15 protein-coding genes are annotated in these 16,689 nt (G+C 70.5%); 8 read left to right on the top strand and 7 right to left on the bottom strand.

Annotation, left to right across the window (positions count from 1 at the left end; genetic code table 11):
• Positions 1-32: 32 nt before the first annotated feature.
• The 3 genes from BMY74_RS31865 to BMY74_RS31855 all read right to left on the bottom strand — a co-directional run bounded on the left by BMY74_RS31865 (position 33) and on the right by BMY74_RS31855 (position 3,293).
• Entirely contained in the window at positions 33-1,385 is a 1,353-nt protein-coding gene (locus tag BMY74_RS31865; RefSeq protein WP_089922194.1) for an aldehyde dehydrogenase family protein, read from the bottom strand.
• Between the two features lie 397 nt (positions 1,386-1,782).
• Complete coding sequence (locus BMY74_RS31860; RefSeq protein WP_089922193.1) at positions 1,783-2,643, bottom strand: DNA-3-methyladenine glycosylase family protein; 861 nt, start codon at positions 2,641-2,643, stop codon at positions 1,783-1,785.
• A 41-nt stretch (positions 2,644-2,684) separates the two neighbouring features.
• Positions 2,685-3,293, bottom strand: coding sequence for a mycothiol-dependent nitroreductase Rv2466c family protein (locus BMY74_RS31855; RefSeq protein ID WP_089922192.1), 609 nt, complete (start codon positions 3,291-3,293; stop codon positions 2,685-2,687).
• Positions 3,294-3,466: 173 nt separating this feature from the next.
• Here BMY74_RS31855 and pepN point away from each other — a divergent pair, with 173 nt between their 5' ends.
• From pepN to BMY74_RS45810, 3 genes are read left to right on the top strand one after another with little or no spacing between them, the layout of a single operon-like run.
• Positions 3,467-6,028: an aminopeptidase N gene (pepN, locus tag BMY74_RS31850; RefSeq protein WP_089922191.1), complete on the top strand. Its 2,562-nt coding sequence runs from the start codon at positions 3,467-3,469 to the stop codon at positions 6,026-6,028.
• A gap of 9 nt (positions 6,029-6,037) precedes the next feature.
• Positions 6,038-7,204: a barstar family protein gene (locus tag BMY74_RS31845; protein WP_177230015.1), complete on the top strand. Its 1,167-nt coding sequence runs from the start codon at positions 6,038-6,040 to the stop codon at positions 7,202-7,204.
• Complete coding sequence (locus BMY74_RS45810; protein WP_218159807.1) at positions 7,201-7,836, top strand: GNAT family N-acetyltransferase; 636 nt, start codon at positions 7,201-7,203, stop codon at positions 7,834-7,836. The genes BMY74_RS31845 and BMY74_RS45810 overlap by 4 nt, the downstream gene beginning before the upstream one ends.
• A 50-nt stretch (positions 7,837-7,886) precedes the next feature.
• On the opposite strand, the gene BMY74_RS31835 is transcribed toward BMY74_RS45810, so the two are convergent.
• Genes BMY74_RS31835 through BMY74_RS31825 form a run of 3 tightly spaced genes read right to left on the bottom strand, consistent with a single transcriptional unit; the run spans position 7,887 to position 9,788 of the window.
• Entirely contained in the window at positions 7,887-8,366 is a 480-nt protein-coding gene (locus BMY74_RS31835; RefSeq protein ID WP_089922189.1) for a DUF5130 family protein, read from the bottom strand.
• Positions 8,353-8,598 carry an aa3-type cytochrome oxidase subunit CtaJ gene (ctaJ, locus tag BMY74_RS31830; protein ID WP_089922188.1) on the bottom strand — a complete coding sequence of 82 codons (246 nt, stop codon included), beginning with the start codon at positions 8,596-8,598 and terminating at the stop codon, positions 8,353-8,355. The genes BMY74_RS31835 and ctaJ overlap by 14 nt, the downstream gene beginning before the upstream one ends.
• A gap of 20 nt (positions 8,599-8,618) precedes the next feature.
• Positions 8,619-9,788, bottom strand: a complete 1,170-nt coding sequence (locus tag BMY74_RS31825) for an MFS transporter (protein ID WP_177230014.1) — start codon at positions 9,786-9,788, stop codon at positions 8,619-8,621.
• Positions 9,789-10,028: 240 nt separating this feature from the next.
• On the opposite strand from BMY74_RS31825, the gene BMY74_RS31820 reads away from it, so the two are divergent.
• Entirely contained in the window at positions 10,029-10,631 is a 603-nt protein-coding gene (locus BMY74_RS31820) for a DUF2345 domain-containing protein (protein WP_177230013.1), read from the top strand.
• A 19-nt stretch (positions 10,632-10,650) separates the two neighbouring features.
• Here the strand turns inward: BMY74_RS31820 and BMY74_RS31815 are convergent, their stop codons facing one another.
• Entirely contained in the window at positions 10,651-11,319 is a 669-nt protein-coding gene (locus BMY74_RS31815; protein WP_177230012.1) for an HNH endonuclease, read from the bottom strand.
• Positions 11,320-11,471: 152 nt separating this feature from the next.
• On the opposite strand from BMY74_RS31815, the gene BMY74_RS31810 reads away from it, so the two are divergent.
• The 4 genes from BMY74_RS31810 (at position 11,472) to BMY74_RS31795 (ending at position 16,664) form a co-directional block, all read left to right on the top strand.
• Positions 11,472-13,568 (top strand): prolyl oligopeptidase family serine peptidase, encoded by a 2,097-nt coding sequence (locus tag BMY74_RS31810; RefSeq protein ID WP_218159806.1) that lies wholly within the window; start codon positions 11,472-11,474, stop codon positions 13,566-13,568.
• Between the two features lie 86 nt (positions 13,569-13,654).
• Entirely contained in the window at positions 13,655-14,488 is an 834-nt protein-coding gene (locus BMY74_RS31805; RefSeq protein WP_089922271.1) for a mechanosensitive ion channel family protein, read from the top strand.
• A 142-nt stretch (positions 14,489-14,630) separates the two neighbouring features.
• Complete coding sequence (locus BMY74_RS31800; protein WP_245786471.1) at positions 14,631-15,014, top strand: globin; 384 nt, start codon at positions 14,631-14,633, stop codon at positions 15,012-15,014.
• Positions 15,015-15,071: 57 nt separating this feature from the next.
• Entirely contained in the window at positions 15,072-16,664 is a 1,593-nt protein-coding gene (locus BMY74_RS31795) for a glycoside hydrolase family 13 protein (protein ID WP_089922183.1), read from the top strand.
• Positions 16,665-16,689 lie beyond the last annotated feature (25 nt).

Raw genomic sequence — 16,689 nt, 5'->3', positions numbered from 1 at the left:
GATACGCGGGTGCGGCGCGACTCGCAGCTCAATTACCGCTGGACCGACTTGACCTCGCAGAACTCGTCCAGCCCGAACCGCCCGAACTCGCGGCCGTTGCCCGACTGCCGGTACCCACCGAACGGCGCGCTCGTGTTGAACGCGGCCGCGTTGATGTCGACCTGCCCGGTGCGGAGCCTCCTCGCGACCCGCAGGGCCCGGTCGGTGTCCGCGGAGAACACGGCACCCGCCAGTCCGTAGATCGTCGAGTTCGCGATGCGCACCGCGTCGGCCTCGTCGGCGTACGGCATGACCGACAGCACCGGCCCGAAGATCTCCTCCTGCGCGATGGTCATCTCCGGCGTCACGCCCCCGAACACCGTCGGCGTGACGTAGAAACCGCGCGGCAGCGGGGCTTCGGGCCCACCGGCGGCGAGCGTCGCCCCCTCCTCGACACCCTTGCGGATGTAGCCGACGACGCGGTCGCGCTGCGCCTTCGACACCGCGGGCCCGATCCGCGTCGAGGGCTCAGCGGGGTCGGCCGAGGTGTACTTCTTCGCCGCCTGGACGGCCAGCTCGACCGCCTCGTCGTGGCGTTCGGCGGGCACCAGCAGCCGGGTCCACGCGCTGCACGCCTGGCCGTTGTTCATGAACGAGTTCGCGACCGCGATCTTCACCGCGCGCCCGAGGTCGGCGTCGTCGAGCACGATGCACGCGGACTTGCCGCCCAGCTCGAGCGCCACCCGCTTGACCGTCTCGGCGGCCACGGCGGACACCCGCCGCCCCGCCTTCGTCGAGCCGGTGAACGACACCATGTCGACGTCCGGGTGCGCGGCCAGCGCCTCCCCGACGACCGGCCCGGTGCCGTGGACGAGCTGGAACACGTCCGGCGGAGTCGCCCCGGCGATGATCTCGGCGAGCAGGTCGGCGGTCCCCGGCGCGAGCTCGCTCGGCTTGAGCACCACCGCGTTGCCCGCGGCGAGCGCCGGGACGACCTTCGCGACCATCTGCTGCAGCGGGAAGTTCCACGGCGTGATCGCCGCGACGACCCCGACCGGCTCGCGGAAGACCAGCGAGTTGCCGATCTCCTCCGGTTCGAAGTAGCCGGCCTCCAGCACCTTCGCGACGCCTTCGGCGATCGAGACGGGGTTCGCGACCTGCACCTTCTGGCTGAAGGTGAGGGGCGTGCCCATCTCGCGGGTCATGGTGGCGGCCAGTTCGTCCGCGCGCTCCTTCAGGCCGTCGATGATCGCCTGGACGGCCTTGGCGCGTTCCTCGACCGGGGTCTCCGACCACGCGGGGAAGGCCTGGACGGCCTTGGCCACGGCCGCGTCCACGTCGGCCGGTGTGCCTTCGGGGAGCGTGCCGATGACTTCCTCGGTGGCGGGGTTGACGACCTCGATCACGAGAGCCCTCCAGGCGGATGTGACACCACTGCGCTGACAACGGGTCAGCCTGTCACATCGGCTGGCGGCGGTCACGTCGGAGTGGGGCGGGGGCGGGGATGGAGGCGGGGATGGAGGCGGGGTGGAGATGGGGGCGGAGTTGCCGGCGGAGTTGCAGAGGCGGCGGGCAGGCCCACGCCGGAAGCGCGGTACGGCTGTCGCGACGCGGTGCAGCGAGACGGGGCGGGGCCGGGCGGGGCGCGGCTCAGCGAGACGCGGCTCGGCCGGACGCGGCTCACCGAAACGCCGCTCAGCCAAACGCGGCTCAGCCACGGCGCGGCGCAGCCAAGCGCGGGCTCGGCCGGGCGCGGGCTCGGCGGGCACGGGCTCCGCGGGCACGGGCTCGGCCGGGCGCGGCTCAGCCAGGCACGGCCTCGGCCTGCGCACCTGCCGGCACCCCTGCCAGCCGCCGCTCCCGCAACACCCGCAGGTGCACCGAAGCCCACGTCCGGTAAGGCCGCCACTCCTCCGACACCTCGGCCAGCGGCCTGCCGTACCGCTCCGCCACCTCGTCGCTGAGCCGGGCCTCGTTGTGCGGCACGGCGTCCGGGGCGTTGGCCCCGCGCAGCACCACCAGCTCCGCCGCGAACGGCCCCAGCCCCTTGACCTGCTGCACCTCCAGCACGGCGGCGGCCGGCTTGAGGGCGCGCAGGCGAGGGCCGTCCAGCACCCCGTCCAGCGCGGCCTCGGCCACCGCCCGCAGGTACTCCGCCTTGCGGCCGGGTAAGTCGAGGTCGGCACCGCGCAACTCCGCGGGTGGGATGAACACCCCGTCACGGAGCAGCGAGGCCTTCAGGGCGGCCGCCTGCGACATGCGGATCCGCTGGGCCAGCACCGACCACGCCGCCGCCTCGTACGGCGAGTAGAAGCCGCACGGCCGCAAGCCGGGTAACGACGATTGGGCGAGACCTATGACCGGGTCTCGCAGGCCCACGTCCGGCCACGCGCGGCCGTCGACGTCCAGGGACAGGAAGCGGCACACCTGCGTCGCCGCGCGGTCGAGGTCGCCGGCGCCGGACAGCGACAGAACAGCAGTGGCGCCGTGCTGGGTCACGGAGACCGAAGCACGGCGCCACTCACCTTCGACCAGGAAGGTCGCCTCCAGCGCCTCGCCCGTGCGCTCGGGGAGCGCGGACGGGGTGAAGCCCTCCCAGAACGCGCGGGAGGTGGCCAGCGACCAAGGGCCCTGGACTGCGACTTCGACGCGGTGAACTGCCATGTCAGGGACGGTAGCGAGCAGCCCTGACAGAAAATCCGGGCTCAGCTGAAGTCGAGGTCACCCGTCCGGGTGCGCTTCAGCTCGAAGAAGTACGGGTAGCCGGCCAGCAGCCGGGCGCCGTCGAAGATCGTGCCCGCCTCCTCGCCCCGCGGGATCTTCGTCAGCACCGGGCCGAAGAACGCGACGCCGTCGATGTGGATGGTCGGCGTGCCGACGTCCATGCCGACCGGGTCCATGCCGCGGTGGTGCGAGGCCCGCAGCGCCTCGTCGTACTCGGTCGAGGTCGCGGCCTCGGCGAGCTCGGCGGGCAGGCCGGCCTCCTCGAGCGCCTTCGGGATGACCTCGTCGAAGTCCTTGATGCCCTCGTTGTGGATTCGCGTGCCCAGCGCCGTGTACAGCTTCGGCAGCACCTCGTTGCCGAACTTCTGCTCGGCGGCGATGGCCACGCGGACCGGACCCCAGCCCTTCGTCATGAGCTCCTTGTACTGCTCGGGCAGGTCACGGCCCTCGTTCAGCACGGAAAGACTCATCACGTGGAAGCTCAGGTCGATGTCGCGGACCTTCTCCACCTCGAGGATCCACCGGGAGGTGATCCAGGCGAACGGACAAAGAGGGTCGAAGTAGAAGTCGACCTTCGCCTTGTCGGCCATGCGTGCCCCTTCGGTCGCGTTCTGTCGCGTCGGGTGCGGTTATCGCCCCATCAGCCCAACCAGATCACCCTGTCATCTCTTCCCGTACGCCGGTTCCGTGATTGGATGCGGGAGTCATAACCATTCCCGACGACGTCAGCGCGTAACCAAACGCGTGGCAGACGAGGTGACCAGTGGCCGCGCCCAACCTCACCCGCGACCAGGCTCAGGACCGTGCTGAGCTGCTGGAAGTGGAGTCCTACCGGATCGAGCTGGACCTGACCGACGGCGGCGGAAAGCCGGGTACGGACACGTTCCGCTCCACCACCACCGTGGTGTTCCGCAGCCGGACTCCGGGTGCTTCCTCGTGGATCGACATCGTGGCGGCGACCGTGCACCGCGCTGTGCTCAACGGGAGCGAGATCGACGTCTCCGACTACCGCGAGGAGGACGGCATCAGGCTGCCGGACCTCGCGGAGACCAACCAGCTCACGATCGAGGCCGACTGCCGGTACATGAACACCGGCGAGGGCCTGCACCGGTTCGTCGACCCGGTCGACGGCGGCGTGTACCTGTACTCGCAGTTCGAGACCGCGGACGCCAAGCGCATGTTCGCGTGCTTCGACCAGCCCGATCTCAAGTCCGTCTACTCCATGAAGGTGACGGCACCGCACGACTGGAAGGTCATCTCGAACGGCGAGATCACCGCCACCGAGGACGGTGAGGGCGGCTCGGCCGTTCACACGTTCGCGACCACCAAGCCGATGTCGACCTACATCGTGGCCCTGGTCGCCGGCCCGTACGCCGAGTGGCGCGACGAGTTCGTCGAGGGCGACTTCAGGATCCCGCTCGGCATCTACTGCCGCGCCTCGCTCGCCCCGCACATGGACCACGAGCGGCTGTTCACGGAGACCAAGCAGGGCTTCGGGTTCTTCCACAAGGCGTTCGGGGTGCAGTACCCGTTCGGCAAGTACGACCAGTGCTTCGTGCCGGAGTTCAACGCGGGCGCGATGGAGAACGCGGGCTGCGTCACGTTCCTCGAGGACTACGTCTTCCGCAGCCGCGTCACGCGCTACCTCTACGAGCGCCGCGCCGAGACCGTGCTGCACGAGATGGCGCACATGTGGTTCGGTGACCTGGTGACCATGCGCTGGTGGGACGACCTGTGGCTGAACGAGTCTTTCGCCACCTGGGCGTCCGTGCTCGCGCAGGCCGAGGCCACCGAGTACCGCCAGGCCTGGACGACGTTCGCGAAGATCGAGAAGTCGTGGGCGTACCGGCAGGACCAGCTGCCCTCGACCCACCCGGTCGCCGCGGACATCTCCGACGTGCAGGCGGTCGAGGTCAACTTCGACGGCATCACGTACGCCAAGGGCGCCTCGGTGCTCAAGCAGCTCGTCGCGTACGTCGGGCTGGAGAACTTCCTGGCGGGCCTGCGGGTCTACTTCGCCAAGCACGCCTGGGGCAACGCGACCCTCGCGGACCTGCTGGGCGCGCTCGAGGAGGCGTCCGGCCGCGACCTGTCGTGGTGGAGCGCGCAGTGGCTGGAGACGACGGGCCTGAACCTGTTGCGCCCCAAGTTCACCGTGGACGCCGACGGCAAGTTCACCGAGTTCGCCGTGCTGCAGGGCGGCGCGCGTCCGGGCGCCGGTGAGCTGCGCACGCACCGCATCGCGATCGGCGTCTACGACGACGACGGCTCCGGCAAGCTCGTCCGCACGCACCGCCACGAGCTGGACGTGACGGGCGACCGCACCGAGGTCCCCGAGCTCGTCGGCGTGCACCGCGGCAAGATCGTGCTGGTCAACGACGACGACCTGACGTACTGCACGATGCGCCTCGACCCCGACTCGCTGGCCGGGCTCATCGACCACATCTCGGACATCGCCGAACCGCTGCCGCGCACGCTGTGCTGGTCGGCAGCGTGGGAGATGACCCGCGAGGCCGAGCTCAAGGCCCGCGACTTCGTGAACCTGGTCCTCGGCGGCCTGGGCTCGGAGTCCGAGGTCGGTGTGGTGCAACGCCTTCTGCTGCAGGCGCAGACCTCGCTGTCGTCCTACGCGGACAGCTCGTGGCGCGCGGAGGGCTGGCGCCGGTTCGTGGCGAAGGCCCTCGAACTGGCCCAGGCGGCCGAGCCGGGTTCCGACCACCAGCTGGCGTTCGTGAACGCGCTGGCCTCGTCGGTGCTCGACGACGCCACCGTCGAGGTCCTGCGCGGCTGGTACGACGGATCCGCGGTCCTCGAAGGCCTCGACGTCGACACCGACCTGCGCTGGCGCCTGCTGCAGGCGCTCGTCGCGCACGGCAAGGCCGACCTGGCGGAGATCACGGCCGAGGAGGAGCGCGACCCGACCTCCACCGGCCACCGCCGCGCCCAGTCGACGCGCGCGCTGCGCCCGACCAAGGAGGCCAAGGACGAGGCCTGGGACCGCGCCGTGAACGACGACGAGCTGCCCAACGCGGTCAGCGAGGCGATCATCGCGGGCATCTCCCACCCCGGCCAGAAGGAGCTGCTCGCGCCATACGTCGAGCGTTACTTCGCCGACGTCAAGGGCGTGTGGGACCGCCGCTCCTCCGAACGCGCGCAGTCGATGGTCGTGGGCATGTTCCCGGCGTGGTCGATCGCGAAGTCCACTGTGGACGCCGCCGACGCGTGGCTGGCCGACGAGCACCCGCCGGCCCTGCGCCGCCTGGTGTCCGAGGGCAGGGCGGGCATCGTGCGCGCACTGGCCGCGCAGGAGTTCGACCGCTCCTGAAATCGCTTGGTGGGGAAGGCCCCGTGCCGCTTCGATGGCGGCACGGGGCCTTCCCGTCTGCTGGGGGTGCGTTTGTTCGGCTACGAGGTCGTGCACTGGTACGAGACGGACGACGACGAGGTCGTGGAGGTCGTGACACGAGCCGTCGACGTGGACGGGCTGTTCACCGACCCGCTGCCGGTCCCGCGTGAGCGGGTCGTGCTGCGCGGGTGCCCGCCCGGTTTCGCGGATCTGACCGGGGACTTCGCGATCGAGGTCTGCACGGACGACGAAGTGCAGTGGTGGGACCTGACCGGCCTGGTCGTCCACGGCACCGTCCAGGACGGCGACCGGGTGGACGTCGTCGCGAGTGCTGCCGTGCGGCTCGATGATGCCGGTTCCGCGTTCGGACCGGTGCCGCGTCATCTGCTGTTCCGCGACGACGAGCAGCTGGGTGAGTTCCTCGGAGCCGACGGCTTCCCCCGGCCCTGGTACGGCCACGAGTGGCCGCCCGTCACGTTGATCGGCGCCGAACACCCCGAACGCGTTCGACCGGCGCGGCAACGCTCACATCTCCACGACCACGGGACCCGCCTGCACGCGCTGGACCGCCACGGCAGGGTCGTGGCCGCGGTGCCGATCGCCCTCGACACCGCGTCGGTGACGCCGTCCGTGCTGGGCGACGGGCTCTTCGACGTCGTGCTCGACCAGCCCGCCACCCGGAACCCGCCGCGGTGGCGCGACCGGCCGGCCCCGTCGGCGCGTGCGGTGTGGGACCTGTGGCGCGACGGCGTTCCGGCCGAACGCAACCTCTGGGTCCCGTTCGACGACGACGGCCGCGAGGCGTGGGGTGACCTCACCTTGGTGGCGCGCGGGAAGTTCGGCACCGACGAGGTGGGCGGTGTGTACACGCTGGACGGACGCCACGTCACCGACGGCCGGAGCCTGCACCTCGCGATGTGCGAGGCGCTGGTGGGGCCCGGCGGGTACTTCGGCCGGGAGTACAACGCGTTCAGGGACTGCCTCAGCGGTGGCTGGGGCGTGCGGCCGGGGTTCACCCTGGTGTGGAACGACGCCCAGGTGGCCAGGAACGCCATCCCCGGCTACCTGCGGGACGTCGTGGAACTCTTGGAGAGCTTCGGCGTCACCGTCGAGCTGAAGTCGTCCACTCCGGACGCGCACGAGGGGGAGACATGATCGGTGAACTGGTGGAGCGCTGGCACCGCGGCTGGATCGCGGCCGACGGGCTGACGTCCGAGCACCGCGACGGCCACCTGGTCGTCCACGTGAACCGGCCGCACCGGGTGTTCGAGTGGATCGCGACGGACGACGCGGAGACCGCCGCGCTGGCCGCGGTCGTGGCCGCGTCCGCCGAACCGAGTTGGCTGAGCGTCCCCACGCACTCGCCGCAGAAGGTGGTCGCGGAGCTCGAAGCGGCGGGGCTCGTCGTGGCACGGCCGGACGAGACGTTCATGCGGTGCGCGCTGGCGGGTCACCCGGCGCCGGAACCGCCCGCGGGCTACGTCGTGGAGGTGACCGGGGACGCGGTGATCGGTGTGCGGGTGCTGGCGGACGGCGAGGTGGCGGCGAGCGGGCTGATGGCCGTCGTCGGGGAGGACGCCGTCGCCCACCGCATCGAGACCGCGGAGGCGCACCGGCGGCGTGGCCTCGGCAGCGTCGTGATGGGCGCGTTGATCACCGAGGCTCTGGCCAGGGGCGCGGTGACGGGACTGCTGTTCGCCTCGACCGACGGCGTGCACCTGTACCGCGGGCTGGGCTGGGAGAAGATCTCCGACCTCGTGGTGGCCCAGAACGCCGTCAGCCCGTGAACGCGCGAACGCCCCCGGTGCGGCACCGGGGGCGTTCGGGAGAAGCGGGATCAGGAACGGGTCGTGCTGCCGGCCTGGTCGGTCAGCATGCGCAGGCCCGAGATGAGGCCGCCCGCGAGGTCGCCCTCCTTGAAGGACGCGACCATGCTCATCACCGCGAGCTTGGCGCCGCGGTCGGCGAGACGGCGGTGGGACTCCTCGCCCGTCACGACCTCGACGACGCGCTCACCCGGCGACACGGCCACGAGGACGTGGTGCGACGGGCGCTCGGTGGAGCCGTGCAGCTCCTGAGCGCGCTCGTGGGCGTTCGAGCCGAGCTCGCCCAGGTACACGCTGAAGTCGAGGCCCGTGGTGCGGCTGGAGAGCGTCAGCGCCTCGTCCAGCTGCGCGAGCTGGGCCGGCGTGAACGGCAGCTCCGGTGCGTGCGGCTCGTACATCTTCGCCGCGGACACCCGGCCGCTGTTCGTCACGACGGCACCGAGCGGCAGCGACGCCGGGTCGACGGCCTCGATCGCCTTACCAGTTGCCACGTGCGCCTCCCTTGGCGGTCGAGCCCGCGGTACCGGGCTCGGCGACGCTGTGGTGGTCCGCGCTCAACCCAGCCGGGTTCGCGCTCCACCACACCGGGGCGTAGCCCCACTCCTGGCCGGGCCTGTACCGGGGAATCCGGGTGGCCTTTGGCCTCACCGTCAGCAGCGTGATCACGCCGTAGATCGCCAGCGGGATCAGCGCGAAGACGAGAACGGTCTCCACGATGGTCACGGCGGGTACGGTAGCCGAACTCAGCCGCGCACGAGCGGCCGGGCCAGCAAGATCGCGGTGAATCCCACGATCGAGCCCGCCACGACGTAGACGGCGCCCAGCGACGTGGCCTGCGCCAACGGTCCGGCGAGGCCCGCGCCCAGCGGCGAGAGGCCCCAGGCGAGCACCCGGTAAGCGCTGGTCACACGCCCCATCATCGGTCCGGGCGTGAGTCGTTGCCGCCGGGTCGCGGACAGCACGTTCCACCCCGCGGACGCCAGGCCGAACAGCACGCAGGCGATCACCGCGACCACCAGCCACGGCGTGAGCCCGAACAACGCGAACGCGGCGCCGAGCAAGGCCAGGAACCCGACCATGACCCGGCCCGCACCCCACCGCCTCGCGAGCCGCGGGGACAGCCACGCGCCTAGCAGAGCACCGGCCGCCATACAAACGACCAGGGCGGGAACCACCGGTTCGGCGAGGCCGAGTACCTGGATGGAGTAGAGCGCCAGCATCGCGTTGATCGCGGCGGCGCAGAAAGCTGTGATTGCAACGGCAACTACCAGTGACCGCAGCCCAGGAGTCCGCACGAGGAACCGCGCGCCCTCGGCCAGTTGCCCCCGGAGATCACCTCCGGAGCGTTCCGCGGCGACGTCCGGCACGCGGGACACGAGCACCGCGGCGACGGCGAACGAGAGCGCGTCGAGGGCGAAGCAGGCCGCCGGGTCCCACCAGAACAGCGCCGCGGCGGCCAGCGGACCGGCGAGGTCCATGCCGACCGTCTCGACGGCCACGAACCTGCCGTTCGCCGCCTCGAGCTCCCCCGGCCCCGCGAGCTCGACCAGCAGCACCTGGGACGCCGAGTCCGCGAACGTCTCGGCGGACGTCAGCACGAAAGCCGTGGCGCACAAGACGACGACCGTCGCGTGTCCGGTGTGGACCGCCAGCGCGAGCACTCCGGTCACCCCGGTGCGCAGCGAATGCGCCACCAGGACAACGGTCCGGGGTCTCCAGCGGTCCACGAGCGCGCCGGCGGGCAGCGCGACGAGCAACCAGGGCAACGTGAGTGCGACGGCCACAGCGGACACGGCGAGCGGACTGCGGGTGCTCGCGGCGGTGAACAACGGCAGCGCGACGACCCGCACGCCGTCGCCCACGAGCGACACCGCCCAGGCCCTGGTGAGCGCTCGGAAACCCTGTTCCCGCACGCCTTTCACGGTATGACCCACATCACGTTCCATCAGATCGAACGTTACAGAGCGTGTCCATACCGGCCAGTAAGGCCAACGAGTGCTCTCGTGCGGCGCAGCGGTTACACCCGGTCAGGCCTCACCCGGTCGGAGGCGAACGGGTGCCGGTTTGGGGTCTTGTTCCCGGATCACCCACCTCTTAGCTTTTCACCTATACGGGTCTTGCGCACCCGCCCCGGACGAGTTGGAGGACACAAAATGTTCACGATGACCCCCGCCCAGGCCGTGACCTTCACTCTTCCGAGCTACAAGGACGATTCGGTGCGTATCACCGCGCGTGACTCCGTCCGGATCACGCGGGACGACTCCGTTCGGATCACCGCGTCCGATTCGGTGCGCATCACGGCGAGCGATTCGGTCAGGATCACGTGCGCCGACTCGGTGCGCATCACGGCCCTCGACGACTCGGTGCGCATCACCGCTCAGAGCGATTCGGTCAGGATCACGGCGCACGATTCCGTCCGCATCACCGCACACGACGACTCGGTCCGCATCACGGCCCACGACGACTCCGTCCGCATCACGGCCACCGACGACTCGGTCCGCATCACCGCTCAGCAGGACTCCGTGCGCATCACGGCGCACGACGACTCCGTGCGCATCACCGCCACGGACGACTCCGTCCGGATCACCGCCACCGACGACTCCGTGCGCATCACGGCGCACGACGACTCCGTCCGCATCACCGCCACGGACGACTCGGTGCGCATCACCGCCACGGACGACTCGGTCCGCATCACGGCCCACGACGACTCCGTGCGCATCACGGCACGCCGGAACGACTTCTCCCTCGCGGCCTGACCCGCCCGGACGCGGCAGATCAGGCCGCGGGTTCACCCAGGTACGGCAACCACTGCGGATCCGCCTCGGCCACCCCGGCGAGCAACCGCCAGTGCGGGCCCCGCGGCGCCGCCGGAACGACGCGCAGCCGCCAGCCCAGTTCGGACAGCAGCTTGTCCGCCTTGCGGTGGTTGCACTTCGCACAGCAGGCGACGCAGTTGGTCCAGGTGTGAGGTCCGCCACGCGAGCGCGGCACGACGTGGTCGATCGTCTCGGCCCGCCCGCCGCAGTAGGCGCAGCGGTACCGGTCGCGGTGCATGAGCCCGGCACGGGTCATCGGCACGCGGCCGCGATAAGGCACGCGCACGTAGGAGCTCAGCCGGATCACGGACGGCACGAGCACCTCGGACTTCGACGAGTGCAGCACCAGCCCGGAGGCGTCCCCGTGGACGACCTCGGCTTTCCCGCAGACCACGAGCACGACCGCGCGGCGCAGCGACAACGCCGTGAGCGGCTCGAAAGTGGCGTTCAGCAGCAGGACCTTGCGTCTGCCCCAGGGGAAAACCACCGGCGTCGGACCGGAACCTCCCCCGTCTCGATCCCCGTCGGGCACCGCCCGCAGCTCGGGCTGATTTCGGCATGGGGGGACCGTCGGCGCGATCTCGCCCTGGAGCGAGCCGCCGACAGGGGTCGGTTGTCGGTCTGGCACGCGACCACCTCCACCGGTTCAGCCCTAGGAGACCACACTTACCAGGAAAAAATCACGTGTGATAAGTGACGCGTCACGGATGCGTGATCGAACCTGGGGTGAACCCGCTCCCTATCGAAGATGGTTTTCAAGAGACCGCTACCCTTGACAAGGTGACAGAGGTCCCTCCCACTCCACTGCCTGCGACGATCACCTACCCGATCGCCGAGCGGCTGAACATCGCCGAGCAGCTCCACGGGCGCACCGTCGCCGATCCGTACCGCTGGCTCGAGGACACGGCAGACCCCCGCACCGCGGAGTGGTCGCAGGCGCAGGACGTGCTCGCGCGCTCCTGGCTGGACGCGATGCCCGGCCGCGAGCGCCTCGACGCCCGGCTGCGGGAGCTGATGCGCACGGGATCGGTGTCCACTCCGACCTGGCGCGCCGGCAGGGCGTTCTTCACCCGCCGCGGCCCCGAGCAGGACCACCCCGTCGTCCTGGTGCGCGAGAGCGACGGCACCGAACGCGTGCTGCTCGACGTGAGCGCCCTCGACCCGTCCGGCAGGACCACTCTGGACGCCTGGTCCCCCAGCCTCGAAGGCACCCGCCTCGCCTACCAGGTGTCCGTCGGCGGCAACGAGCACTCGCTGCTGCACGTCATCGACGTCGAGACCGGCGAGCTCGTCGAGGGTCCCATCGACCGGTGCCGCTACTCCGCGATCGGCTGGCTGCCCGGCGGCGAGGAGTTCTACTACGTGCGCCAGCTCGACCCGGCGCTGCTGCCCGAGGACGAGAAGCTGTTCCACCGCCGCGTGTGGCGCCACCGGGTCGGCACGGACCCGCGGACCGACCTCAACGTGCACGGCGACGACCAGGCGCACACCTTCTACTACTCGGTGACCGTCTCGCACGACGGCCGCTGGCTCGTCGTGAGCGGGTCGCCCAGCACGCTGAAGCACGACTCCGTGTGGATCGCGGACCTGCACGGTGACGGCGCGCTCAAGCCGGTGATCCTCACCGAGGCGGGCGTCCAGTGCTCCGCGTCCGTGGCCAGGGACGGCAGGCTCTACCTGCACACCAACCACGGCGCGCCCCGGCAGCGCCTGTGCGTCGCCGACCCCGCGAACCCCACCGAGTGGACGGAGCTGATCGCCGAGGAGCCCGACTCGGTGCTCGACGGCGTGCGCTGGCTCGACGGCGACCTGGTCGTCCTGCGCACCCGGCACGCGGTGTCCGAACTGCACCTGCACGACGCCGCGACCGGCGCGCACAAGCGGGAGATCCCGCTGCCCGGCACGGGCTCGCTGCACGGGATGTCCGTCGTGGACTCGCAGACGCCGCACGACCAGGACACCGTGTGGTTCGGGTGGACGGACTTCGTGACGCCCCAGTCGGTGTTCCGGTACTCGCGCGCCACCGGTGAAACGGTGCTGCACGAGGCCGCACCGGGTCGCGTCGAGCTGCCGGCCGTGACGACGCAGCAGATCGCGTACTCCTCCAAGGACGGCACGACGGTCCGGATGTTCGTCGTGAGCGGCGAGCAGAAGCCCGACCTGCCCCGTCCCGCGCTGCTCACCGGCTACGGCGGCTTCGCGATCGGCCGCGGCCCCGGCTACAGCGCGACCACGCTGGCGTGGGTCGAGGCGGGCGGCGTGTGGGTGCACGTGTCGTTGCGCGGCGGCGACGAGGAGGGCGAGGACTGGCACGTCGCCGGCATGCGCGCCAACAAGCAGAACGTGTTCGACGACTTCCACGCCGCGGCGGAGCACCTGGTCCGCACGGGGTGGACGACGCCGCAGCAGCTGTCGATCATGGGAGGCTCCAACGGGGGCCTGCTCGTGGGCGCCGCGCTGACCCAGCGCCCCGAGCTGTATGCGGCCGTGGTGTGCTCAGCGCCACTGCTCGACATGGTGCGCTACGAGAAGTTCCTGCTCGGGCGGCTGTGGGCCGACGAGTACGGCAGCGCAAGCGTTTCCGAGGAACTGGGCTGGCTGCTCTCCTACTCGCCTTATCACCAAGTGGTAACGGACGTTGAGTACCCTTCTGTGTTGTTCACGGTGTTCGAGTCGGATTCTCGTGTGGACCCCAACCACGCCAGGAAGATGTGCGCGGCGCTGCAGCACGCTTCGTCAAGTGATCCGACCAAGCACCCGGTGCTGATCCGCCGCGAGACCGAAGTCGGTCACGCCGGACGGTCGGTGAGCCGGACGGTGTCTCTCGCCGTGGACCAACTGACGTTTCTCGCGAATGCCACCGGCATGGAGTTGTAGGAGGGCACGACCACGTGACGAGTCCCGTGGACGACATCTCGAACAAGACCGCGCAGGCGGTCGGCTTCTTCGAGAAGTACGGCCCGATGATCCTGACGGGCGCGATCAAGATCGTCGTGATCCTGATCGCCGCCTTCATCCTCCGGGCTCTGCTCCGCAAGGTCATCGACCGGATCACCATCCCCGGCAAGGAGGGCAAGAAGCCGGGGCTGCTCAAGCCGTTGCGGGAACGCGCTCCGCAGGCGCTCGGGAACCTCGTCTCCGAGCGCCGCGAGCAGCGCGCCCGCACGATCGGCTCGGTGCTGAAGTCCATCGTCACGATCCTGATCTTCGGAATCGCGTTCCTGGAGATCATGATCGTGGTCGGGCTGGACATCACGCCCGTGCTGACGTCGGCGGGCATCCTGGGCGTCGCGATCGGCTTCGGCGCCCAGAACCTCGTGAAGGACTTCCTGTCCGGCATGTTCATGCTGCTGGAGGACCAGTACGGCGTGGGCGACGTCGTGGACCTCGGCCCGTCCATCACCGGCACCGTCGAGGCGGTCGCCCTGCGCACCACCACGATCCGCGACACCGGCGGCACGGTCTGGTACGTCCGCAACGGCGAGATCCTGCGCGTCGGCAACTCGTCGCAGGGCTTCGCGGTCGCCGTCGTCGACCTGCCGCTGAGCTACGGCGCGAACCTCGCCGAGGCCACCGCCGTGCTGGAGCGCACGGCCGCCGAGGTGGCCGAGAAGGAGCCGATCAAGACGGACATCACGGCCAAGCCCGAGGTCCTCGGCGTGGAGAAGTTCACCGTCGACGGCATCACCCTGCGGGTCACCGTGAAGACACGCCCCGGCCGCCAGTGGGCGGTCCAGCGCAACCTGCGCGCGCAGCTGATGCCCGCGCTGGAAGAGGCCGGCTTCACCGCCAAGTGAGGTCCAAACGCGGGCGCCGGGTGAGTTGGAACACCCATTCGAGACGATGATCACCCGGCGTCCTGCCAGTTCACACCCCTATGGCACGGCCTACACCCGGGGCGCCCTGCACGAGGTGGCCCGCGTGAGTCAGGATGGGTGTGTGGGAAACCCCGTGAGCTTCTTCGAACAGGTCGGTGGCGAGGAGACGTTCCACCGCATCGTCGCGCGCTTCTACAAAGAGGTGAAGTCCGACGAGGTCCTCCTCCCCCTGTACCCCGAAGAGGACCTCGGACCTGCGGAGGAGCGGCTGCGGCTGTTCCTCATGCAGTACTGGGGCGGACCGCACACCTACTCGGACAACCGGGGCCATCCGAGGCTGCGGATGCGCCACGTGCCGTTCAAGATCGGACCGGTCGAACGGGACGCGTGGCTGCGCTGCATGAGGATCGCCGTCGACGAAGCCGGCCTGGACGAGGCTCACCGCAAGCAGCTCTGGGACTACATGGAGATGGCCGCGAACAGCTTGATGAACAGCTTCTCGTAACCGACCATCACCCGTTCGGGTCCTTTAGCAGCGAGACGAATGGCAGGATGACCCCCCGTGCGACGATCCTCCGACCTCAGCCCCGAGATCGCCGAAGAGGCCGCCTGGTGGCGTGACGCCGTCTTCTACCAGGTGTACGTGCGCTCCTTCGCCGACTCCAACGGCGACGGCGTCGGCGACCTCGACGGCATCAGGTCCCGCCTCGGCTACCTGGAACTGCTCGGGGTCGACGCCCTGTGGCTCACCCCGTTCTACCGCTCGCCGATGGCCGACCACGGCTACGACGTCGCCGACCCGCGCGACGTGGACCCGCTCTTCGGCGACCTGGCCGCGTTCGACCGGCTGGTGGCGGACGCGCACGAGCACAACATCCGGGTGACGGTCGACCTGGTGCCGAACCACTCGAGCGACCTGCACGAGTGGTTCCAGGAGGCCCTGCACGCGGGCCCCGGCAGCATGGAGCGCGCCCGCTACATCTTCCGCGAGGGCCGCGGTTTCGACGGCTCGCAGCCGCCGAACAACTGGACGTCGGTCTTCGGCGGTCCCGCGTGGACCCGCGTCCCGGACGGCCAGTGGTACCTGCACCTGTTCGCGCCGGAGCAGCCGGACCTCAACTGGGAGCACCCGGAGGTCCGCGCCGACCTGGAGCGCACCCTGCGGTTCTGGCTCGACCGCGGCGTCGACGGCTTCCGCATCGACGTGGCGCACGGCATGGCCAAGCCCGAGGGCCTGCCGGACATGGAGATCCGCCCGCAGGCCCCCGGCGTGCTGAGCGACGACGCGCACGACCCGCGGTTCGACAACGACGGCGTGCACGAGATCCACCGCATGATCCGCAAGGTCATGGACGGCTACCCCGGCACCATGGCCGTCGGCGAGATCTGGGTGAAGGACGACGAGCGCTTCGCCGCCTACGTCCGTCCCGACGAGCTGCACCTGGGCTTCAACTTCCGCCTGGTCGAGGCGGGTTTCGACGCCGACGCGGTCCGTTCGGCGATCGAGCACTCGCTGGCCGCGGTCGCCCTGACCGGCACCCCCGCCACGTGGACGCTGTCGAACCACGACGTCGTCCGCCACGTGACCCGCTACGGCGGCGGCGCGGTGGGTGAGCAGCGGGCCCGCGCGATGACGCTGGTCGAGCTGGCGCTGCCGGGCGTCATCTACCTCTACAACGGCGAAGAGCTCGGCCTGCCGAACGTGGAGTTGCCGGACTGGGCCCTGCAGGACCCGACCTGGGAGCGTTCCGGGCACACCGAGCGCGGCCGTGACGGTTGCCGCGTGCCGATCCCGTGGGAGGGCACGAGCCCGCCGTTCGGGTTCTCCACGGCCGTGAACACCTGGCTGCCGCAGCCGAACGAGTGGGACCACCTCACGGCCGAGGCGCAGCTCGAGGACCCGGGCTCGATGCTCTCGCTGTACCGCGAGGCGCTGGAGCACCGGAAGTCCAACGCGTCGTTCGCCGGCACGGAGCTCGAGTGGTACGGCGCCCCGGCCGGCTGCTTCGCGTTCCGCCGCAAGGGCGGCGGGCTGATCTGCGCCCTGAACACGTCGGGCGCGTCCGTGCCGCTGCCGCCCGGTCAGGTGCTGCTGTCGTCCGGCCCGATGGACGGCGACCAGCTGCCGCCCGACACGGCCGTCTGGCTGGCCTGACGCCGTGTCCCGCTGCGGGCGTGCC

Source organism: Lentzea albida, assembly GCF_900111005.1.
GTDB lineage: Bacteria > Actinomycetota > Actinomycetes > Mycobacteriales > Pseudonocardiaceae > Lentzea > Lentzea albida.
This window is presented reverse-complemented; position numbering and strand designations above follow the sequence as displayed.